The sequence below is a fragment of the Helicobacter cappadocius genome (assembly GCF_030688855.1).
Taxonomy (GTDB): Bacteria; Campylobacterota; Campylobacteria; order Campylobacterales; family Helicobacteraceae; genus Helicobacter_J; species Helicobacter_J cappadocius.
Map to the genome: position 1 here is coordinate 66058 of NZ_JAUYZK010000004.1, position 23294 is coordinate 89351.

The window sequence follows — 23294 nt, forward strand, 5'->3', positions numbered from 1 at the left end:
TATAATTCCTCAAGAATACAAAGATTGATAAAAATCATTGGTTGCCTTGATAAAACCACCGATACTTCCACAATCATAACGTTTTCCCTTAAATTTATATGCAATCACCTTGCCCATCTTAGCTTGTTGCAACAATGCGTCAGTAATTTGTATCTCACCTTTTTTGCCTGGCTTAGTAACCCTCAAAATATCAAAAATATCTGGCGTCAAAATATACCTTCCAATAATTGCAAGATTAGAAGGTGCTTGATCTTTATTTGGTTTTTCAATCATATCAAAAACTCTATAAATCCCCTCCTCAATCTCCTCGCCCTGCATAATTCCATATTTATCAACTTCTTCAAAATCAACTTCTTCAATTGCAATAATAGAACATTGATATTTTTGATAAATATCCATCATTTGGGCAAGCACACTTTTGCCATTTGGATTAAAACATAAATCATCCGCAAGAATAACTGCAAATGCCTCTTTTCCTATCAGTGTCTCTCCGGTAAGTATAGCGTGTCCAAGACCCTTCATTTCATTCTGACGAGTATAAGAAAAGGTACATTTTTTAATAATTGATCTTATTTCCTCTAGTTGAGATTCTTTATCTGTACCTTGTATTTGATGTTCTAATTCATAACTGATATCAAAATGATCTTCAATGCTTCTCTTTCCTCGCCCTGTGACAATAGACATAGTATGGCAACCTGCATCTAACGCCTCTTGCACTCCATATTGAATTAAAGGTTTATTTACAATCGGGAGCATTTCTTTTGGCATTGCTTTTGTAGCAGGTAAAAATCTGGTTCCATATCCTGCGGCAGGGAAAAGGCATTTAGTAATCATTTTTTCTCCTTTGTATAAATAATTGTCTGTTTGAGGAATTTCTCCAAATCTATTTTATGACCTAAAAGTTCTTGATAAATCACATAGTTTGCTAAAACCTTCATTCCATAAAATCGAGACTCTTCATAAGGGATAAGCTCCATACTTATCCAAGGTTCATATTTTCTGCCCTTCAAAAACAGTTCTTTTTTATCTAACAATCTCCTCAAAAAGCCAGGTCCTCCATTATAGGCATATGACACAAAAAGAGGATGAACAAATTCTTCTTTGAGATGATTGAGATAATACTTCCCAAAATTCAAAGAAGTCTTAGGATCAAACATATTAAACAAGCTAATATCCTTAATATTCATCTCTTTTGCAAAAGGAAGAACATTAAAAGGCATAATCTGCATAATTCCTAATGCATAAGATCGTGAAATTAGTGCTGGAAGCAGATGACTTTCTTGTCTAGCAATAGCATATACCATTGCTTTTTCATTATCATCTTTCCAGCCAATAAGACCTTCATAGGGTCTGATAAAATAATTCATTTTGTATTTGTTTAGACGATTCAAGAAATAGACCAAATGAGGAAGAGTTTTTTCATATTTAAAATATTCCAAAATTTTTTTGTATTGCTCATCATCTGAAATAGCAAAAATATTTTCTTTAAGTATTTGCCACTCAAAAGGATCAGAAATATCAAATCCTGGATTTTTTTTACTAATATCTTTAAAGTCTGAAATTATATTGTATTTTGGAACAGAGCCCAACTTTTGATTTGCATAAATAGAAAAAATATCTACAAAATTACTTTGAGAGAGTTCCTCCAAAAAGAGTTTGTTTTCGCTCAACAAATACTGCCAAAATAAAGCCCTATCCCTCATAAATGGATCAATGGCTGCATTTTTAGAACGTGCAAAATATATAAGAGCTTTTTTTTCTTTTTTTTGTAAAATCTCATTGATCCCTAAAAGAAAAAATGTATTTGCATCTGAGTTTTTGATATCTGCTTTTGCTAATGCCTTTTTAAATGCATCAAACCTTGGATCTAATATGATACTATGAAGAGTTTTGTTAAAAACAAAGCTATTTTCATTGGCAAGTTTTTCTAGTTTCTTTACAGAAATAGAATGATCAAAAATCTTAAGTTTTTGGGTATAGCTCAAACCATTAAAAATAGCTCCAAAATTTTTCGCCGAAACTTCAAACATAGCCTTTAGAATATCTTTTGACAAAAGAACTTTTATCTGAATTAATAAATCTGGATAAGAAGTAGAGATTTTTTCGATAATAATTTTAGCATCTGAATTTGAAATTTTTGGTATATCAGAGAGTTTAAGCCCATAGGAAATACATTGGGCATCTTCGTTTTTTAATTTATCAAAAGTCAAACTTTTGCAAAAAATATCCTTTGGCATTTCTGTAGATATGCCCTTATTTTGCATTGCCTGTTGGATTTTTGGGGTTTTATTTGCGACTAGGTCGTATGCTTTGATAGCCTCATTTATAGAGGTTTTATCATTAGATATAAACTGCCAGATATAGAAATCCCTTACCACTCCTTGTGGCTTGGATTCTAAAAATTTCAATGTTATATTATGTTTTGCAATGCCAACTGAGCATATCAGCAATAATCCAATAAGAATTCTTTTTGTCATTGAAATAACTTTTGAGCATATACAGACAAAGAATCCACTAATGCCATATCAATAAATTGCAATACAAGAACAACAAACACGGGTGTAAAATCAATCCCGCTATATACGAGTGGAATTTTGCTTTTAATTCTAGTAAAAACTGGATTTGTGAGTTTATATAAAATCACGACGATGGGATTGTTGGGATCTGGACGAACCCAGGTTATCAAAGTAGCGATGATAACCACCCATGTATAAATAAAAATAAGCGTATGCAAAATAGTTGCAATAGCATTAAATATGTTGGCTAATATCATTTTCACCCCTTATGCGTAAAATATCTTTGAGATAAAATCTAATATAAGGATAAAGGATATTTAAATCAACTCCGTGCGATTCCCCTGTAAGTAAAATTCTAAGTGGCTTGAAGAATTTTTTACCTCTTAGATTGCTAAGCTTCATTGCTTCGTTTTTAAAAGAGTCGTAATCATCAAGTATTTTAGATTCTTGCATGATTAAAAGATCTAGTACTTTGAACAATTCAATACATTCAAACTCAAAATTCTCATTTTCATAGAGTTTTTTAATATCTTTTGGAGAAAAAATCATCTCAATTTTCTCTCTGATTTCATTAAGAGTACTTGTCTCTTCTAAATAAATTTTTCCGATGGCACCAATGGTAGTATCTTTGCTTTGCAGCAATAGTGCAAATTCATCTTCATTTAGTCGCTTGAGGTGTTCGCGATTAATATAACGCAAACGTTTTATATCAAATTTTACCGGAGATTTTGCTATGTTAGTAATATCAAACCACTCTATAGCCTCAGACAAAGTAAAAATTTCTGTTGGTGTTTTATTCCCCATAGAAATGAGATAATTCATAATAGCTTGAGGTAAAAAACCTTGCTCTAAAAGCCAAGAAACACTTGAAGCACTGTCTCTTTTACTCATTTTTCTACCACTCTCCCCTAAAATAATAGGCAAGTGAGCATAACCGATTTTTTTATCATACCCTAGCGAGGTTTGTATTAATATTTGTTTGGGTGTATTACTGACATGATCTTCTCCTCTAACAATAAAATCAATATTATAAATCATATCATCACATGCACAAGCAAAATTATAAGTAGGTACGCCATCTTCACGTAAAATCACAAAGCTATCAATCTCTGCTGGAGCAAACTGCAGATGTCCTTTTATCTCATCATAAAACTCTATGCTTTCTTTTGCTCCTTTAAGTCTTACAACAGGCTTTAAATTAGACTGTTTTTCCAACTCAGCCCAAGCGTCATCATATCTAAAGGCGACCTTGTTTTCAATAGCCTCTTGTTTTTTTTGCTCTAAAAATTCTTTGGTGCAATAACAATAAAATGCTTTATTTTCCTTTATCAAATGCTGTGCAAAACTATGATGATGTTTAAAGTTATGGCTTTGATACACCAAATCATCCCATAAAAGCCCAAAAAGATTTAAAATTGCTAAAATCTCTTTATCTTTTCCTTCAATATTCCTAGATAAATCAGTATCCTCAATCCGAACAAGAAATTTTTCACCTTTTTGTTTGGCGATAATATAATTAAATACCGCTGCACGAAGATTGCCAATATGCATATCTCCGGTGGGAGAAGGAGCAAAACGAAGCATCATGAACCTTTTGGTTTATTTTTGTATGATTTTATCAAAATACTATGAAGTTAAAACATTTTTAGGAAATCTTTGGCATTAAAATTATCATAACTAACCGCATCTGAAGAATCTGAACCAAAAATCTGTTGACCTGATATTTTTGCGCTCACAAGCTTGAGGCAATTATCAAGCTCTGCTCTTTTATCCTCAAGATATGCACAAACATTTTCATACCCGCCATTGTCAAAAAAATCCAATGGATTGAAAACCTCAACGATGATCTCTTCTTTACCCGAAAAAACACTCAAAGTACTCCCAAATAATAATGTCCCCATAAATGAACACTTTTGGACAATTTCATTTATTTCTTTAAGCACAATACCTTCCAAAGATTTAAAATCGCTGTCTTTAAAATGATCATCTACTAGAACTATCTGTATTTGAACAATCAGTTTTGCTAGTGCATTATCTAAGATTTGCAATGCTCCTATAAACTCATTTGCACTTTTCATATCCTCGCCAAATTTGTGTATTTTACGCTCTTTGTTAAAACAACTCTCTGATACATTTACCCTGCAGGAATCATCAATCCCCTCTAAATGCTTCTTAAAAGTCGCCAATAAATCTTTATCAAACATTTTTTTGCCCCTTGTTGCAGAATTATGAACATAAAAAGCACATTTTGTTCCATTGCTTTTAGGTATAATATCGCCAAAAATCATAAAAGGAAGCTTTTGAAAAAAATCATCATTTTAAGCATACTATTCACTTTTGCACTCAGCAAACCTCTCGCTCCGATCGATTTTGATGTTGTCAAAGAACAAACAAATACAAAATCGCCAACTCTTTTATTAATGGGAGGAATACAAGGCGATGAACCTGGTGGCTTTAACGCTACAAACATGTTTTTGATGCACTATAAAATCATTGATGGGAATGTATGGGTAGTGCCTGTCCTAAATAAACATTCAATGCTGATGAATCATCGCGGTCTTTATGATGATATGAACCGAAAATTCAAAAACCTTTCTTCTTCTGATCCAGAATATTTTATCATCAAACATATTGAGGATCTTATTACTGATAAAGAAGTAAATGTTATATTGCATTTGCATGATGGTAGTGGATTTTATCGTCCCAAATATGAAACTCCTTTGCTGAACCCAAATAGATGGGGAAATTGCTCTATTATTGATCAAAAAAAATTAGAAAATGTAAAATTTGGAGATCTTAATACTATTGTAAACAAAATGACTTCTCATATTAATGACAATCTCCTTGAGCCAATTCACAAATATTATGTTCGAGACACCCATACAGCTAAAGGCGATAAAGAAATGGAAAAAGCCCTTACTTATTTTGCAATCAGAAATAAAAAACCCGCATTTGCAAATGAAGCAAGTAAAGAGCTTTCACTTGAAAAAAGAGTTTATTATCACTTGTTAGCCATTGAAGGCATTTTAGATCAGGTAGGAATAAAATATGAAAGAGACTTTAAACTCACTCCAAATAACATTTATCGCCTAATCAATGACAAAACTCTTGATGTCAAAATCAATGATTCTATAATTTTGCCACTTTATGGATTGCGTCCTGTATTGAATTATTTTCCAATGCCAAAAGATGCACAAATCACCACCATTCCTCTAAGCTCAAAAGCCCATATTGTTGGGCTTCTTCCTAGAAACAATCAAGTGTGGTTAAAATATGGAAACAAATTAATGACTCGAATCAATCCTGACTATATAGAATTCGATCATTCTGTAAAAAACATCCAAATAAAAGTTGATGGCGAGTTGAAAAACATAGAAGTTCCTAGCATTGTAGAAGTCAAAGAAAATTTTGAAATACTCCCTATCGAAGGATACCGTGTCAATATTATCGGCTATGTTATTCCCAATGATAAATCAAAAAAACCAAATGAGACAGGCATACTAATACATCACAAAGATTGTATCTCCAAATTCTCTATCGATAAAGCGGGTAAAATTTTCAGAGCAGAAATTTACAAAGGTGATAAATTTAGCGGAATGATATTGATTAAGTTTTTATAAAAATAGAAGTAGGAATTACAAAGAATTGAGGTACATTATTGATGCACCTCATCAAAATAGAATCAAAATCTAAAAGGGCTTTCTACGACTTTTTTCCTATCTACAATATAAGGAATCAAAGCCATATGTCTAGCTCTTTTGATAGCAATTTCAACACGTTCTTGCCACTTTTTAGTGTTGCCAGTGAGTCTTCTTGGCATAATCTTATATCTCTCAGATAAAGAATGTTTTAGCATTTCAATATCTTTATAATCGATAAATTCGATTTTTGCCTCTGTATATTTGCAGTATCTTTTTGAGTATTTTTTTCTTTCCATTTTTTTCTCCTAGAAGGGTATTTCATCATCATCTATATTAATCTCAGGAATGTTTTGCTCATATTTTTGTGCATTCATTCCACCTTGTGGGGCTTGTTTTGGCAAGTGATTATTTTGTGCATAAGATGAATTTGACTCGTTATGCGAAGGTTCATAATTTTGATATCCATCATCTTGCGTACTAGAAGATTTGCCATCAAGCATTTGCATTGATTCTGCTGTAATAGTATGTTTGCTTTTCTTGCTCCCAGTTTGATCTGTCCAACTCTCAAGTGTTAATCTGCCTTCAATAAGGATTTTTGATCCTTTTCTGAGGTATTGATTTGCTACTTCAGCAGCCCTACCAAAAAGCTTCGCATCTACAAAACATACTTCCTCGCCTTGTGAGCCATCTTGTTTTTTATATCTACGATTACTCGCAAGTCCAATAGTGGCAAGTGCAGAACCGCTAGGAAGATACCTAAGCTCAACATCACGGGTCAAATTTCCTATTATAATCACTTTATTATACATTACAATCGCCTTTTATTGCATCCTCAATCTTAAGAGACTGAAGACTCTGTATGTGCCTCAGTTTGAGGTTTTTCTTTGGCAGGTTTTGAATCTGATTTGGATTCAGGCTTCTTGTTTGCTCTATCAACCAATGCCTGCCAAGTCTTTTGTTCTTTTTTGCTTTCATATTTAATAACAATAAATCTTAAGATATCTTCATTGATGCGATACAATCTTTCAAGTTCCAATATCAAAGAAGGATCAGCTTGAAAATAAATCACAAAGTAATATCCTCTATTGTTTTTTTTAATCTCATAGGCAAGATTTCTCATTCCCATGTCAATACAAGTCGTAATGACTCCGCCATTTTTAGTGATGACTTCTTTATAGAAATCAATCTTTGATTTTATTTCTTCTTCTACTAAAGTAGGTTTAACGATAAACATCGTTTCGTAGTGTTTCATTTCTTCTCCTTATGGTTTTCGCCCTTTTACTATCTAATCTAGAACAAAAAGAGCAAGGCTACTTTTTTTGAATAAAAAGACTCCATATTTTATCTAATATATGCTTGTAATTTTATTAAAACGCTCAGACTAAAATTTTTTTCGCCCTTCATGCTTACGTTACGCCATTTTCGAAACATTTCAAAAATTTTCTGATAACCTTCTTCTTTGATTTTGATCGCTCTAGAAGCAAGTTTATCCACAATTATTTGTGGGGGACTGAATCCAAGTATATCCTTGGCATTTGGAGTACCATTGCTTTTAATATAGGCAAAAAATAAAAATAGTTGGTAAAAGTATCTCTCCATTTCTCTTAAAATTTCAATATCATCAAGCCCTTCTTCTTGAATTTTATGCAATATCTCTAAAGCATCTTTTTTTTCAAAGATTGCATTGTAAAGCTCATCAATACTCACACTTCCTAGCCCATAAGAAAGCTTATGAATATCTTCAATTGAAATAGATCTGTCAAAAATAGTAAATTTTTCCAACTCATTATGAGCAATGCTTAAATCATTGCTCTGCAAATTCAAAATCACTCCAAGCAATCGATCTTGTATATCTAAATTCAACTCGTTAGCACGTTCTCTTAGCAATGCAATACATTCATAAAAATTTGGAGCGAAAAATCTTACATCAATCACTCCCTGCCCTTTAAAAGCCGAAGCAAAAGTTCTGAAATCTTGTGCATATTCAGCATTTGTCTTAGAATCTGAACGATAAAATTCAATAATTAAAGAATTATTCGTATTTACTGCAATAGCATTTAATAATCCGTCAATGTCTTTTTTGGGAAGTTTTTTATCTAGTTTTAAAACCACCAAACTTTCATCACCAAATAAAGAGCTCTGACCCAATATATCCATAACTGATCTAAAATCATAATCGCTATAATAAAAAGTTGTTTTATTGGATTTATCGGTGATTTTTCTGGCAATTTTTTCAGAATAATAAGAAATCAAAAAATTTGATTCTCCATAGAGTAAAGTTGCTCTAGGGAAAGATTTTTCTAATAACTTGTCTAAATCTTTTTTATACATCTTTTGCTCGTTTTTTGATAGGTTTATTAATAATTTTTGCAAAAATCTTGCCACTAGGAATATGTGCATCTAAAATCTGCATTTTAACTTCATCAAATTTTTTAACATCATCACTCAAGCAATCTAAAGTAATTCTAGCCCCATATATGCAATCAATTGCGTTTGCTAAAGGAGGATAAGACTCATCAGCAATAATTCCAGTAACCACAGTACCTATATGGTCTAATGCCCAGCGAGAATATTTACGATCTTTAAAATCTACTTCTATTTTAAAAACTTGTCTTTCTTGGTCGCTTAAGAGCATACAAGATGTTTTTATATGACTTAATAAATAGGATAGTTTTTTTTCTGACTGAGGAGAATTGGAAATTATCTGTTTTAAAATCCTATGCAAAAGCAAATCGCTATACCTTCGAATAGGTGATGTAAAATGGGTGTATTTGTCAAATCCTAAGCCAAAATGCCCAATATTGTACGGGGAATAACTCGCTTGAGATTGAGATCTGATAATCATTTTATCAATTTGCTTTCGCATATCTTTTTTTGTGGCTTGTTTTTGAATAGAGCTGATAATACTATGAAGATTTTCTTGATTGTATGGCAAAGAAGGAAGAGTGTAACCCAAAGCCTTACATTCAAACAAAAGTTCATTCAATCTATCTTGAGTAGGGGCATTATGTACACGGTAGATGCCATTATCACCCAAATGTTGATTCAAAAATCTTGCTGACTCTCTGTTAGCCAATAACATTGCTTCTTCAACTATCATATGAGAGTCACTCTGCAAGTCAATCTTTATTTCTGTAAGCAAACCTTCTTGATTTAGCTCCATTTTGATTTCATCATTAAAAAATTCATAGCCTTTTTTCAGTCGTTTTGAACGAAGTTTTTTTGCAATGGGATAAAAATCTAAAATACTTCTTTTTACTTCTTTATTTATGGATATTTTTTTACCACTCAAGAGTTTATCCACATCTGCATAAGTAATATTTTGATGATTATTTATAAATGCTTCAAAAAGTTCTGAATCAATCACTTCAAAGGTTCGTCTATGAAGCCTTAAACGCCATACAAAAGCAAGCCTATCTTTTCCTTCTTTTAAAGAACATATATTTTCACTTAGATTTCTAGGGAGCATTGGAAAACTTTTGTGTGGAAAATATACACTAAAACCTCTGTTTTTTGCTTGTACATCCAAAGCAGATTCAGAGCTTACATATTCGCTTACATCGGCGATAGCAACATATAATGTATTGCTAGGAGTGTGAAAGTAAATTGCATCATCATGGTCTTTTGCATCATTAGGATCAATTGTACAAAATGGAAAAGTTCGTAAATCTTTACGATCATGATACATATCAACATCCACTCCTTCGCCAAAACTATCTGCTAAAACACAAGCTTCTGGTGTAAAATCAGCATCTCGATTATAGAGTGTTAAAGAAATATTTTCGTCTATTTGAGGATCATCAATACTTCCTAACACTTCTTTGATTTCTTTAGAACGCATATCTACTTTGAGCAAACAATGTCTAGGAAGTTCGCGTAATGATTTTTGAGAAACGGTAAGTCTAATGGGTTTGGCATGTGGATTTTTAAGCTCAAATGCGATGATTTCACCTTTTACTTTTTCCAAATAGCAAAGGATACCTGGATTTTCTGCATGTAGGGAAAGAATAATTTTAGCTCTAACCCTTCCTTTTATTCTGGTGGGTTTGACCAAAACAATATCGTTTTGAGAAATAGATTTTGATAGCCCATCTATTAGAAGATCTTTGTGATCTGTAGATAAAAAACTACGCAAAAACCCTCTACCTGATCTAGAAATATCTACACTACCAATAACAAATCCTTCTTTTATCTGGTAATTCCCTTGTTTTTCTTGTATAAATCCCTTATTTTTGAGTTCTTCATAAATATTTTGATATTTTCTAGGGATATTTCTAATGCCATTAGCAAGTCCGAATAAAAACTCCTTCATTTACAAAACAAGCTTCATTTGTTTTCTGATTTTATCAGCGGAAATCTTCTTATCACAGAAGAGTTCAAATGCCAAGACTGCCTGTTCAATCAACATATCTTTTCCATCTTTAAAATCAATACCTAATTTTTGTGCTAATTTCAAAAATGGAGTTTGAACTCCATATATCAAGTCATAAGCCATTTTTGATATACTCAAAGTTCTTTTGAGTATATCTTCATCTAATGGAAAATTTTCATCTTTTAGTCCTGCGGGGGTTGCATTAATAACAATATCAAAAGGTTGGGGAGAAAAATCCTCCATCAAAGAACATTTAAATCCATCTGAAACAAAAGAATCCAAACGTTTTTTAGATCGGTTCAAAACAAGCAACTCTATGCCCTTTTCTCTAAGAATATGTGCAACAGCCTTTGCACTCCCACCTGCACCAAGTAAAACAGCAGACTTAAATCCATTCACACTAATAGTACGATAGAATCCTTCTGCATCGGTATTGTAACCAATTATTTTTTTACCCTCAAGCACAAGGGTATTGACAGATTTTACAACAGAAGCTATGCCTCTATTTTCATCACTTTGATTGAATGCATCTTCCTTGAAGGGAATTGTAATATTAGCTCCATAAAGTCCCAACTCAAAGAAAGTTTTTCTCAAATTCATTCCATCTTGTAACAAATATCGTCCATAATACCCAGAAAAACCAATCTCATCGCCAAATTCAGAAAATACAGCATTATGTATCAATGGAGACTTAGAATGAAAAATAGGATTTCCAAAAACACAAAACTGTTTCATAAACTAGAATTATCACCTTGCTTACTTAGTAAATCAAGCAAGACCCAACCATTCTGTATTTTTCCCCAACCATCTCGGATGTCTTTGACCTCAATGATTTGATTTGGAACGAGCTTTCCAACAATTTTTGATGATACCGTAGGTTCAAGACGAATATTAACGACTTTTAAAGACTTATAAAACCCTATGAGAGGTTTTTCAGCGGTGTTTTTACTAGGTTGTGGTTTTGATTCAACAGGCTTTAGTAATCTAGCATAAACCCAACCATTTTTAAGCCTCGCCCAATCTCCTTGTATCATTTCAACTTCTATTTTCTGGTTATATCTCAATTTACCTACAATTTCAGAAGTAACATTTGGAGATTTTCGGATATTGAGTATTTTGCCCAAAGCAACATAAATACCAGAATGATCTAAATTCTGAGGAGTTTGTGTGGCATTTGTCGCAATGGGTACATCAGATGAATAAATGGGTGATGAGACATTAAAATTCTCACTTGAAATTTTTTTATCTGGATTTGATTTTTTATCAGTAGAAAAATTCTCACCGTTATCTAAACTAGCAGAAACTGAGGACTGCTCAAGTTTATTTTCCTCTTCTTTATAATTCATCTCAGGTTGGGACAAAACAGCGGGATTAAAACTCTCTGGTATTGAGTCTTCTTTTTGCTTATTAGTACCCACAAATACAACATAATAAAGACCAAACCCAAAAAATAAAGCTAAAATAGGGATTGTATATAGTTTAAATAACGATTTGATATTCATTTATTCGCCCACTCCCATCTAACTTCAAATTAAATCTACACCACAAGGAGCTGTTATTATCTCTCCTATCTCATATCCATCAGTGTTTTTAAGGATATAATCGAGATTTGTCCTAGGAGCAACAATTATCATTCCAACACCCATATTAAACACTCTATAAACCTCATCTTCGTCAAGATTTAGTTTTAGTATATCAAAAATTGGCAATGTTTTTATGAGTTTTGTATCTATCTGTGCTCTTAAATCTTTAGGTAAAACTCTAGGTAAATTTTCCACTATTCCGCCCCCAGTAATATGGGCGAGAGCATTGATGTGATTCTTTATTTTTTTATAATCATCCACATAAATTCTAGTAGGTGTTAGCAAAGTTTCAATCAAAGTTTTACCACAAATTTGATCTTCAAATTTCATCTTTAATTCTTCAAATAAAAGCTTACGAACAAGAGAGTAACCATTGCTATGTATTCCTGAACTTTGAAGTGCTATTAAAACATCGCCTTGTTTGATATTGGATTGTCTTTGCAAATCTGATTTCTCTGCAATCCCTACTGCAAAACCTGCAAGATCAAAATCTTTATGCTGATACATTCCAGGCATTTCTGCGGTTTCTCCACCAATGAGCGAACACTGTGCAATTTCACAACCCTTAGCAATACCCTGAACAACCCTAATTGCCCTATATTTGTCTAACTTTGCACTAGCATAATAGTCCAAAAAAAACATTGGAGTAGCAAAATTGCAAATCAAATCATTCACACACATGGCAACCAAATCAATGCCAACACCCTCAAGTCTATCAGAATCAATAGCCAAACGAAGTTTTGTCCCCACACCATCAGTGGCAGCTAAGATAACAGGTTCTTTAAATCCACCTGGAAGCTCATAAGCTCCAGCAAAAGATCCAATCCCTCCGATAACATTCTTGTCAAATGTTGCCTTTACATATGGTTTGATACCCTCTACAAAGGCATTTCCCTCATCAATATCAACTCCAGAATCTTTGTAGCTAATTGATTGCATTTATTTCCTTGTTATCATTTAGGGTAGCTTCATGAATTTTATCACAAAAAGAATCTTTAAGCAAATTACAACAAAAAAACCAAAAACGATCTATTTGCCTCCGGGCTTTATTTTTTGAATCTTCTTGAGAATTTTTTGATTTTGAGGATCAGAAAAAATTGCTGCTGCTGAGCTCTCAAGAGAGTCTTTTTTGTCTTCTTTCTCAGAAAAAATCTCATTCACTTCATTTCGCGAAAACAGCACAACATTGTCATCTTTTTTATCTTTCACGATGAGTTGAATAATGCCATCTATTTTTACATTCACAAAACTTCCAATATTATCCCTTCCAAATCCAGCTTCAAACTCTACACTTGAAGCTGTGACCACAAGACTACTGAAGCTATAACCAGCTAGAACAAACAACACAAAAGGTCCAAATTTTGAAAAAATCTCTTCAGGCAAGGCGGGGGTGAAACTTACTTTAGAAAGTTCGCAAAATATAGAAAAATTAACCTTATTTTCGATTAAGAATTTAATATTTTCAACACAATGTCTATTGTTTAGCTGATTGTATTTATTTAATACGTTCATTGTATATCCTTTCAAATTCTTCTAGCATTTTTTTGATCTCTCCTATACCAATCTTCCAAAAATCCTTACTTTCTATATCAAAACCAAACCTTGCAACCAATTCCTTTGGACTTTCACTCCCTCCACGACTTAAAAAATCTATATATATATTGACAAAATCTTTATTTTTGCCACTTTTGTATAACCCAAACAATGCTAAAACCAGCAATTGCCCATAGCTATAAGAATAACAATAAAACGGTGAATGAATAAAATGAGGAATATAGCTCCACCATCTATCATAGTTTTTCGTCAATTTCAAAGATGTATCAAACATTTTTTCATTTTCTTCACGCCAAATCTTGTCAAAATCTTTATCCTTAAGCTCACCTTCTATATCATGGATTCTTCGCTCAAAATTTGTCATCACCACTTGCCTAAAAAGGGTTGAAAAAATATCTTCTATTTTCCCTGCATAGATACCAAAAAGTTCATCTGCACAGAGACTATTTTTTAAATCATCAAATAAAAGCATCTCGGCAAAAACTGAGGCAGTTTCCGCAGTAGTTAAAGGCGTATCCATATTCAGATAACCTACTTTTTTGCTCAATTCCTGATGGATCATATGCCCAAATTCATGGGCGATGGTAAATGCATCGCGCCTATTGCCTGTGAAATTTAGCAGCACATAAGGATGGGCACTAGGAATACACCCATGACTAAAAGCTCCTCCACGTTTTCCATCTTTTGGATGGGAATCAACCCAACCATTTTTTAGAGCATTTTTGGCAATCTCATAAAATTTTGGGGAAAAATTTTTAAATGCCTTAAGAACAGATTGTACAGCCTCTTCATATTGAATATTTTCTCCATCACTCATAATAGGAGCGTATCTATCATAATCCCTTAGAGTCAAATCTAAAATCTTAGATTTGACTCTATAGTATCGATGCACAAATGAAAAGTTTGCATTCACAGTATCTATCATACTATCCACGCTTTTTTGAGTAATCTGATTATCAATATGTCTAAAAGATTCTTTTTTGTCATATGATCTGAGTTTGGTCTGAATTCCTAGATCTTTTCGCACCATGTTCAAAATATATGTGAGTAAAAAACTAGATTTTTGCAACTCTTTGCTAAAACATTTTTGAGCTTTTTTCCTAATATCTCTATCGTTATGATGCAAAAGTGCCAAAATTTCTTCTTCATTCAAAACCTTATCTTCATAGCGAATTTTCAGCGAAGCAAGATGCTCATCAAATAGTCTAGAAAAAGCTCCAACTCCTACAGGAGAGGTATTTAAAAGTATTTTTTCTTCTGCCAAAGTTAGTTGATGTGCTTTTTTATCCAAAAGACCTTGAAGATAATGTGCGTATTTTTGAGAGTATTTTATAAATTCTTTTTGTTTTTTTTCTTCTAGCTGACAAAACTCTATTTCAAAAAACACTATACTTTCTTCAATTTCATTAGCCAAAAGTTCATATTTAGCATAAAAATCACCCCTTTTAGTATCTGTAGCAAATACTAAAAAAGCATAGGTCATTACCCCTGAAATACCTTCAATAATACTCTCATATTCGGTTATGGCACTCTGAAATTCTGTCGCTTTGAGCGATTCTAAAGTATTGAGATATTTTTTTTCATAATCTTTTGCTCTTTTTTTAAGTTTAGGAATGTAGTCTTGAATATCTTTTTCGCTCTTAAAAAGTGAGCTTAGATCCCATTTATGTTCAAGAGTATGACTCATTTTTTATCCTTATTTTTTGATATGACAAGGCTTTGAAAAATCAGAAAATGCGTAAGAAGCGAGTAAAACAGCAATTTCTGTTTTACTATTAATACTATTTATTTTAAGTTTTTCTAACTCTTCTTCCTCTGCCTTAGAATCAACCTTGGCAATAATATTCGCATTGGGTGCAATATCTAAAATTCTATCACAAATCACTTTGATAATGCTTGTATTATCTACGGTTATAATAACGCATTTGGCAAGATCTAGTTTGAGCTTTTCCAAAAAATTCTCTTGGGTAATATTGCCAAAAATTACATTATCATTGGCTTTTTCGCCCTTTTCAACTTGCGTAATATTATAATCAAGTGCAACATATCTAGCTTTGTTTTGTTTGAGTATATTAACTACCTCCACCCCATAAGTGCCATAACCAACCACAACAATATGATTTTCCAAAGGAATGGGAATATAAACTGCCTGGTCTTTTTTAAGTCCATAGTTGATGTTTTTTTTCAATAAATAGCTTGAAATAGGATTGAGATATTTTAAAATAAAAGGTGTTATCATCATCGAAAAAATAACCATTAAAATCAAAAACTGATGGATGCCACTAGGAGTAATATTAATAATCCCTTTAGTCTGTAAATATCCCAAAATACCACTTGTACCATCAAAAATAAAAAGATTATTAGAATTTGCATTCAAAAATACTGCGAAAGAAAATTCTCCAATTTGAGAGAGAGAAAGAGCTGTTTTAATCGAACTTTGGGAACTTCTAAAAAATTTAAGCACCCAATAAATTAAGCCCACCTTAAGCCCCATAACAAAGAATAATAAAAGGACGATGGCAAAAAATTGGCTGAATAAAAAATCTAAATGCACCTGCATACCAACAGTTACAAAAAATAATCCCAAAAATATGTCCCTAAAATGTTCCAAATCTGCTTGAACTTGATATTTATAACGTGACTTTGAGATTACCATTCCTCCAATAAATGCACCCAAAGACATCGAAAACCCAAAATAATGACTAATAGCTGCTGCTCCAAAAACAATAAGCAAAACAGTACCCATAAATAACTCGTGCAATCGAGCATTTGCAGCAAGATTTAAAATTCTTGTAGCAAATTGCCTACCAGGAAGCAAAAGAATTGCCAATACAATAACCCCTGATACGAATGTCTTGAGTAACATAGCTCCTAGACTTACATCCTTATTGCTTAACAATGCTAAAATAAGCAATATAGGTATCACAGCAATATCTTGCATAATCAAAATACCCACTACGCTTCTTCCTGCAACGGTGTTGAGTTGTTTATTTTCCTCGAAATATTTCAATACAATGGCCGTAGATGAAAGTGAAAGCGCCATTGCGATAACAAGAGAAAGCACCGAAGAGAGGCCAAAAATATAATAACTTAGCACAAAAAACAATAAGCTAGTGAGCACAACTTGCAAAATTCCAAATATAAGAACTTCCTGTTTCATGGCACGGAGCCTATCAAAACTAAATTCAAGTCCTATCATAAACATCAAAAATACAATCCCAAATTCTGCAATGTCTGAAAGCGTCCTAGAACCTTCTATGCCAAAAAGATACACAATAACAATCCCTGTAAGTATGTAACCAATAATCACAGGTATGTCAATTTTTTTAAGTATCAAATTCATTAATATGGAGATTCCAAGACCTACGACAATGATATAAAATGTCTCTTCTATGGTTATCTCCTTGCTTAAGTAAGAATCAGAACTTTACTTTTTTGCTATAATATTACCAAATCAAGGCAATTTTATATTCAAAAGGAGTGAAATGGACTGTTCTTTACTGTATGCAATCACACTTGATAAGCTTGAACAAGGCTTCATACAGTCAAGAAATATGATTGAATTCAATCAAAACATAATTGCAAATCTATCTTCTGAACTTAAAAAAATCCTCCAGGAACATTCTTTAACTAGCAATGAGAAGGATTGTAAAGAGCATGTCAGAAAAGCTATTGCTGATTTTTATCGCAAAAATGGAATGGGAACATTCATACGTTTTGACAAAGATAAAAATATCGAGGTTTCTACTGTTGTAAAAGATCCTCAAAATAATCTTTGTGTTATGTTTTTAAGTCGATGGCTAGAAGAAAACAAAAAAAAATTTCGATCCAAAACAGGGGATACAAACGAAACCCTCTCTCAAGAAGAATTCAATATGATTATAGAATATGCAAAAATGTGTGTAGATTTTAACAATGATCTGCTTTTCCGAGATATTGTGAGGAATGCAATTCGCAAGACTTTTAATCTAAATTCAAGAGATGGGTTATTTTTTACTCCTCTTGGAGCATATTTTAAAATTTTTGATTTTAAATTTGTAAAACTTAGCAACGAAATTCGAAGTGTTCAGAAGCTGAATTCTGCACGGCTTCTTGATGATGGAGATAGACTTAAAATCAATGCTTATTTAAAAAAATATGATGTTGATAAGATGATTATTGATAGCATTGATTATGTCCTAAATACCAAAACCCACTTAGAGGGAATGTCAAATATAAGCTTTACAAAAAATTTCTTATTTTTTGTCGCTCAGGATTTTAGAAGCCATTTAGAAAAAATTTTGGATGGAAAAATACCAAGCATACTCCAAACTTGCTTTGTGGAAGAAAAAATCCGATCCTACAAAAATATTATTTTTGATAAAGTTGCCAATTTTGTACTGCAAATGGTCTATAATGGCTCTAGCAGTGCGAGGGATTTTATCGCGTTTTATAATGGACAAACAGTTCAAAATGAGGGGAGAGAAATTATTATTCCGCCAATAACAGATGCTAAAGGTGAGCGTTGGAGTCTAGAAAAAATAGAAAATACCCTGACGCAAAAACATCAAATTCAAGCTAAAATAGACTCTCTAAAAGAAAATCAGAAAAAAATCAATGAGGTCATTAGTTTTATAGAAAAAGGTATTTCTAAAATACAGACAGAAATAGATGAAAAAAATAAACTCATAGAAAAAATCGATTCTATATATGAAGGTAAGAAAAAACAAATTCACAATATAAAAGAAAATGATAAAAATATCCAAAAAGAGACTATTAGTCTTGGGCTAGGAAAATACTTGGAAGAAAAAAAGACCATCTTAACGCAAATTGAAGAACTCAACTTGCAAATAAATCAAAAAAAGCAAAAAAAACTCGAATGTGCTCAAGAACAAAAAAATATCCAAGATGCTATAGAAACTCAAGTTGAGGAAAATCAAATCAAATTTATCCAATACGATATGCTAGTGAGTGCTTTATCTGGAGCAATAGGGGGAGTAAAACTTGAATACTAAAGAACGTAACTCATCTTCTAACAAACAAAACATTCAACTTCAAACTAAAATGCTTATTGCGGTTATTACAATTGGATTTTTCCTTATCTGTATTACCTCATTTTTGGCTATAAGTGGCTTAAAATATGACTATGAGACGAATTTTCCAGGCCCTATTAAAGAGGTGCAAAAACTTAAAAATATTCAAGATTTTTTTATTATTGATATTATGAACTATATCAATCATAAAACAGACATTTCTTCAAACAGAAATCAAATGTTGCTCTTATGGAATCAATACAAAAAACAACACAAACCCAAAGTGAATTTTTTTGATTATTTTAAAAAAATTTATCGTAAAGTGTTCTCACAAGAAAACTATCTTAAAGTACGCCAATGCACCGAATTGGAAAAACAAGAAGTGCAAAAAGTAGATGATATTATAAAAAATACGGACGCTTTATTTACTAGACTTTATAACAAAGAATCTAAAAATTACGAAACAGATATTAAAATTCTCATAGGTCAAAGTATCCAAATCAATCAGCTCATCTCAAACGTCATCGCGTTGCATTTGAAAATTATAATGCTCAAAAACTCATCTACAAATGTTATCTACAAAATGACTTTGGTGCTTTTGGTTATTTTTATGTTTGTGGTTATTTTTATGGTTTTATTTTTATCTAATCTTGTATTAAAGTATATAAAAAATATCAATGAAGGTCTTCAAGAAACCGTAAATGAGAAAACAAAAGAACTCAAAGAAATCAATAAAAATCTTCAAAGAGCCATCAAGCATGAAGTTGAACAATCTCGTAAAAAAGATCAAATTATGTATCAACAGGCTCGTCTTGCGTCCATGGGGGAAATGATACAAAATATCGCTCATCAGTGGAGACAACCTCTGAATTCGATGATTATCCTCATACAAACCTTCAAAATAAAATTCTACAATGGTAAACTCGATAAAAAATTCATTGAAGAGCAGACAGAAGATGGGATACGAATCGCCAAAAATATGTCTGCTACGATAGAAAATTTTAGAAATTTTTTCCGCCCAAACAAAAATAGCAACGATTTTTCAATCAAAAAAACCATAGAAGACACTATAAAAATACTCAGTCCTGTTTTAGAACAAAGAAATATTTATGTTCATATTGACATTCCTGAAGATGTAATATTTTATGGGCATGAAAATTCACTTGCACAAATTTTTGCAAATCTAATAAAAAACTCTCATGATGCAATATCTGATCAAAAAATCGAAAATGGTGAGTGTGAAATCTCATCAGAAATTAAAGAATCGTACCTGTATTTTCAGATGAAAGACAATGCAGTAGGAATAAAAAACGAGTTTATTGATAAGGTTTTTGAACCTTATTTTACAACCAAGCACAAATCAGTAGGAACTGGAATCGGACTTTATATGACCAAAGAGATAATAGAGAAACAAATGTACGGCACAATTTCAGTCTCAAATTCAAATTGGGTAAGCAAATTTTCTGCAAAAAGTTACTATGGGGCTATTTTTTTGATAAAATTACCTATAAAACAAAATCAACAAAAGGATAAACATGGACAAATATAGCAATCTCAAAAATCTCACCGTTCTTTATGTGGAGGATGATGAAGATACACAACGCATCACATCAATTGTTCTTGAGGACTATGTAGGTAGATTGATACTTGCCAAAAATGGTCAAGAAGCCCTGAATATTTTTGATACTCACAACATCGATATGATCTTGACTGATATCCTTATGCCAAAGCTAAATGGTATTGAGCTAATCAAAGCTATTAGGAAAGGTAAAACCAATCCTCACTGCCCTGTGATTATCACAACAGCACATACCGAAGTTCCCTATCTATTAGATGCTATTAGTCTAAAAGTAGATGGTTATATTCTAAAACCTCTAGATGTAGATGAACTTTTGACAACTCTACAAAAAGCAATATTGCCTAAACTTCAAGCACTTGAGCTAGAATCTAAAAACCTCCTTATTAATGCAATTTCTGCATTTATCGGCGGTAAAAAAATAGAAATTATCAAGTTTTTGCTCGATAATTGCGATAAAGATCATGTTTATTATGGTTCTTATGAAGACATTATTTCTCATTTAAATGTCTCCAAGCCAACTATTGTAAAAACTTTTAAACAGCTTATTGAAGTAGGTCTTCTTATCAAAATTAAAAATAAGGTTTATAAAATTCACCCTGATGTTACTATCAAAGAAAGCTAATTACCTAAGAGTCTTGACTTTATCTGCAAGGTTTGTATAAAATACAGATCTTGCATCATACAACTTCAAACATCCTAAATCTAATTGCTACGCATTTGATTAAAGGAAACTTTCAAGGAAATAAATGACCACAGAACAAAACTCCAACACTTCTAAAAATCGAACTCACACCCCAGTAGATGGCTATAGAATAGAAGAGCTTCGCACCAAGCCTATGGAAACTCTCATTGATATAGCTAATAAACTTGAAATAGAAAACCCTCAAGAATACAAACGTCAAGATTTGATGTTTGAAATACTAAAAACCCAAGTCAGGCAAGGCGGATATATACTTTTCACAGGGATTTTAGAAACAACCAACGAAGGTTATGGATTTCTAAGGGGTATTGATGAAAATTTTACAGACAGTCAAAACGATACTTATGTAAGCCAATCCCAAATCAGACGCTTTGCACTTAGAAATGGAGATATTGTAACTGGTCAGGTACGTTCTCCAAAAGATCAAGAGAGATATTATGCGTTGCTCAAAATAGAAGCTATCAATTATTTATCTTTAGAAGAAATAAAAAATCGCCCTCTATTTGACAACCTCACACCTCTTTTTCCAACAGAACAAATCAAGTTAGAGTATGAACCCATCAAAGTCACTGGCAGAATGTTAGATCTTTTTAGCCCTATTGGAAAAGGGCAAAGAGCTCTCATCGTTGCTCCTCCACGAACAGGGAAAACTGAACTAATGAAAGAACTTGCACACGGTATCACTTACAATCATCCAGAGATAGAACTGATTGTTTTGCTCGTTGATGAGCGTCCAGAAGAAGTCACAGATATGCAAAGAAGTGTGAAAGGGCAAGTATTCAGTTCGACTTTTGATTTACCCTCAAATAATCATATTCGAGTTGCCGAACTTGCACTAGAAAGAGCCAAACGTAGAATTGAAATGGGGAAAGATGTGGTCATTTTATTGGATTCTATCACTCGTTTGGCTAGAGCTTATAATGCGGTCACTCCCTCTAGTGGAAAAGTACTTAGTGGAGGCGTAGATGCCAATGCCTTGCATAAACCAAAGAGATTTTTTGGAGCAGCCAGAAATATTGAACAAGGTGGAAGCCTCACAATTATTGCAACCGCACTCATAGAAACAGGTTCGAGAATGGATGAAGTTATTTTCGAAGAATTCAAGGGTACAGGCAATAGCGAGATTGTTTTAGCTAGAAATATCGCTGATAGAAGAATTTATCCCGCGTTTGATATTCTCAAATCTGGTACAAGAAAAGACGAACTTCTACTAGGCAAAGATAAACTCACAAAGATTTGGATGTTGAGAAATGTAATGCAGCAAATGGATGATATAGAAGCCCTCACCTTTATCTATTCAAAAATGCACAAAACAAAAGACAATGAAGAATTTCTCAACATGATGAATGAAAAAGAGTGATATTCTTTTGAAAGCAGGTATATTTGATAGCGGAGTAGGCGGATTAAGTGTTCTTAAGAGCATATTAGAGGCCAAAATGTTCGATGAAATTATTTATTATGGAGATACTGCTAGAGTTCCTTACGGGGTAAAAGATAGAGAGACAATTGTTAATTTTTCTCTTGAAGCTCTTGATTTTTTTTCCTCTCATCAAATAGATATCCTCATTGTCGCTTGCAACACTGTGAGTGCTTATGCTCTAGAGGCAATGCAAAATGTTAGTTCTGTGCCTGTTGTTGGGGTTATAGATCCTGGTATTTGGGCATTACAAAATAAAATAACTCAAAAAGATGCCTCTATTTTAGTTATTGCTACTAAAGCCACTATTGCCTCTGGAGAATACCAAGACAAACTTAAAACTAGTGGTTATAGCTGTGTGCAAGGACTTGCTACCGGTCTTTTTGTTCCTATAGTTGAAGAAGGTATAGAAAATGGTGAGGTTTTAAGCGCTACGATGAAATATTATTTTTCTAATATTTTGATTCCGCCAAAAGCCATTATATTGGGTTGTACACACTTTCCATTGATTGCATCATCTATTGATGAGTACTTTGGACATCAAAGCATTCTTATTCACTCTGGCGAAGCAATCACTGATTATCTATACAAACATCACCAAATCCCAAAAAATACAATTTCAGGAAGAACGACCTTAAAACTCTACGCCTCATCTAGCCCATCATCATTACAATTGATTGCAAAAAAATGGTTGAATAAAACTGAAAATCTTTATTAATTTTATAATGTATATTAATTTATGCATTTTACTTCGGATAATTGGTATTTTTATGATAAAATTTAAAAATTTTATTTTAAAGATAATACAATGATTAAATCTATTTTAATTTTAGGTATGTTTGTTGGGGTTGGATTTCTGCTAATTCCAGATAATGACATGTTTAACAATCTAGGTATTATAATCATAGCAATATATTTCC

General features: G+C 32.5%; 22 protein-coding genes. 6 read left to right on the forward strand and 16 right to left on the reverse strand.

Annotated elements, in window-relative coordinates; all coding sequences use genetic code 11:
• Positions 1-9: 9 nt before the first annotated feature.
• From galU to Q5I06_RS03760, 5 genes are read right to left on the reverse strand one after another with little or no spacing between them, the layout of a single operon-like run.
• Positions 10-834, reverse strand: a complete 825-nt coding sequence (gene galU, locus Q5I06_RS03740) for a UTP--glucose-1-phosphate uridylyltransferase GalU (RefSeq protein ID WP_305516690.1) — start codon at positions 832-834, stop codon at positions 10-12.
• The gene (locus Q5I06_RS03745; protein WP_305516691.1) at positions 831-2477 is read right to left on the reverse strand and encodes a transglycosylase SLT domain-containing protein; all 1647 of its coding nucleotides are present in this window, start codon (positions 2475-2477) and stop codon (positions 831-833) included. Before Q5I06_RS03745 ends, galU begins: the two co-directional genes overlap by 4 nt.
• Positions 2474-2773: a YggT family protein gene (locus Q5I06_RS03750; protein ID WP_305516692.1), complete on the reverse strand. Its 300-nt coding sequence runs from the start codon at positions 2771-2773 to the stop codon at positions 2474-2476. The genes Q5I06_RS03745 and Q5I06_RS03750 overlap by 4 nt, the downstream gene beginning before the upstream one ends.
• Positions 2751-4100, reverse strand: coding sequence for a glutamate--tRNA ligase (gene gltX / locus Q5I06_RS03755; RefSeq protein ID WP_305516693.1), 1350 nt, complete (start codon positions 4098-4100; stop codon positions 2751-2753). The genes Q5I06_RS03750 and gltX overlap by 23 nt, the downstream gene beginning before the upstream one ends.
• A 50-nt stretch (positions 4101-4150) precedes the next feature.
• Positions 4151-4720 carry a flagellar FLiS export co-chaperone gene (locus Q5I06_RS03760; protein WP_305516694.1) on the reverse strand — a complete coding sequence of 190 codons (570 nt, stop codon included), beginning with the start codon at positions 4718-4720 and terminating at the stop codon, positions 4151-4153.
• Positions 4721-4816: 96 nt separating this feature from the next.
• On the opposite strand from Q5I06_RS03760, the gene Q5I06_RS03765 reads away from it, so the two are divergent.
• Entirely contained in the window at positions 4817-6136 is a 1320-nt protein-coding gene (locus tag Q5I06_RS03765; protein ID WP_305516695.1) for a M99 family carboxypeptidase catalytic domain-containing protein, read from the forward strand.
• A gap of 62 nt (positions 6137-6198) precedes the next feature.
• Here Q5I06_RS03765 and rpsR read toward each other — a convergent pair whose 3' ends face one another.
• The 11 genes from rpsR to Q5I06_RS03825 form a co-directional block, all read right to left on the reverse strand.
• A complete protein-coding gene (gene rpsR, locus Q5I06_RS03770) occupies positions 6199-6453 on the reverse strand; it encodes a 30S ribosomal protein S18 (protein ID WP_305516696.1) in 255 nt (84 codons plus the stop codon).
• A 9-nt stretch (positions 6454-6462) separates the two neighbouring features.
• The gene (locus tag Q5I06_RS03775) at positions 6463-6966 is read right to left on the reverse strand and encodes a single-stranded DNA-binding protein (protein WP_305516697.1); all 504 of its coding nucleotides are present in this window, start codon (positions 6964-6966) and stop codon (positions 6463-6465) included.
• A gap of 29 nt (positions 6967-6995) precedes the next feature.
• A complete protein-coding gene (gene rpsF / locus Q5I06_RS03780) occupies positions 6996-7409 on the reverse strand; it encodes a 30S ribosomal protein S6 (protein WP_305516698.1) in 414 nt (137 codons plus the stop codon).
• A gap of 89 nt (positions 7410-7498) precedes the next feature.
• Positions 7499-8488 carry a DNA polymerase III subunit delta gene (holA, locus tag Q5I06_RS03785; protein ID WP_305516699.1) on the reverse strand — a complete coding sequence of 330 codons (990 nt, stop codon included), beginning with the start codon at positions 8486-8488 and terminating at the stop codon, positions 7499-7501.
• Entirely contained in the window at positions 8481-10469 is a 1989-nt protein-coding gene (locus Q5I06_RS03790) for an RNB domain-containing ribonuclease (RefSeq protein ID WP_305516700.1), read from the reverse strand. Before Q5I06_RS03790 ends, holA begins: the two co-directional genes overlap by 8 nt.
• On the reverse strand, positions 10470-11264 hold the full coding sequence (locus Q5I06_RS03795) for a shikimate dehydrogenase (RefSeq protein ID WP_305516701.1): 795 nt from the start codon (positions 11262-11264) through the stop codon (positions 10470-10472). It abuts the gene before it with no gap.
• On the reverse strand, positions 11261-12031 hold the full coding sequence (locus Q5I06_RS03800) for an SH3 domain-containing protein (protein ID WP_305516702.1): 771 nt from the start codon (positions 12029-12031) through the stop codon (positions 11261-11263). Before Q5I06_RS03800 ends, Q5I06_RS03795 begins: the two co-directional genes overlap by 4 nt.
• Before the next feature lie 24 nt (positions 12032-12055).
• The gene (gene purM, locus Q5I06_RS03805) at positions 12056-13051 is read right to left on the reverse strand and encodes a phosphoribosylformylglycinamidine cyclo-ligase (protein WP_305516703.1); all 996 of its coding nucleotides are present in this window, start codon (positions 13049-13051) and stop codon (positions 12056-12058) included.
• 90 nt (positions 13052-13141) lie between these two features.
• Entirely contained in the window at positions 13142-13624 is a 483-nt protein-coding gene (locus tag Q5I06_RS03810; protein WP_305516704.1) for a hypothetical protein, read from the reverse strand.
• A complete protein-coding gene (locus Q5I06_RS03815) occupies positions 13608-15353 on the reverse strand; it encodes a M3 family oligoendopeptidase (protein WP_305516705.1) in 1746 nt (581 codons plus the stop codon). Before Q5I06_RS03815 ends, Q5I06_RS03810 begins: the two co-directional genes overlap by 17 nt.
• 9 nt (positions 15354-15362) lie before the next feature.
• Positions 15363-17009 (reverse strand): cation:proton antiporter domain-containing protein, encoded by a 1647-nt coding sequence (locus Q5I06_RS03825; RefSeq protein ID WP_394358141.1) that lies wholly within the window; start codon positions 17007-17009, stop codon positions 15363-15365.
• A gap of 142 nt (positions 17010-17151) precedes the next feature.
• On the opposite strand from Q5I06_RS03825, the gene Q5I06_RS03830 reads away from it, so the two are divergent.
• The 5 genes from Q5I06_RS03830 (at position 17152) to murI (ending at position 23092) form a co-directional block, all read left to right on the forward strand.
• Complete coding sequence (locus Q5I06_RS03830) at positions 17152-18660, forward strand: coiled-coil domain-containing protein (protein ID WP_305516706.1); 1509 nt, start codon at positions 17152-17154, stop codon at positions 18658-18660.
• Positions 18650-20227, forward strand: coding sequence for a sensor histidine kinase (locus tag Q5I06_RS03835; protein WP_305516707.1), 1578 nt, complete (start codon positions 18650-18652; stop codon positions 20225-20227). Before Q5I06_RS03830 ends, Q5I06_RS03835 begins: the two co-directional genes overlap by 11 nt.
• Positions 20214-20879: a response regulator gene (locus tag Q5I06_RS03840; protein WP_305516708.1), complete on the forward strand. Its 666-nt coding sequence runs from the start codon at positions 20214-20216 to the stop codon at positions 20877-20879. Before Q5I06_RS03835 ends, Q5I06_RS03840 begins: the two co-directional genes overlap by 14 nt.
• Positions 20880-21003: 124 nt before the next feature.
• The gene (rho, locus tag Q5I06_RS03845) at positions 21004-22317 is read left to right on the forward strand and encodes a transcription termination factor Rho (RefSeq protein ID WP_305516709.1); all 1314 of its coding nucleotides are present in this window, start codon (positions 21004-21006) and stop codon (positions 22315-22317) included.
• Positions 22318-22324: 7 nt separating this feature from the next.
• Positions 22325-23092 (forward strand): glutamate racemase, encoded by a 768-nt coding sequence (gene murI, locus Q5I06_RS03850; protein ID WP_305516762.1) that lies wholly within the window; start codon positions 22325-22327, stop codon positions 23090-23092.
• Positions 23093-23294: the final 202 nt, after the last annotated feature.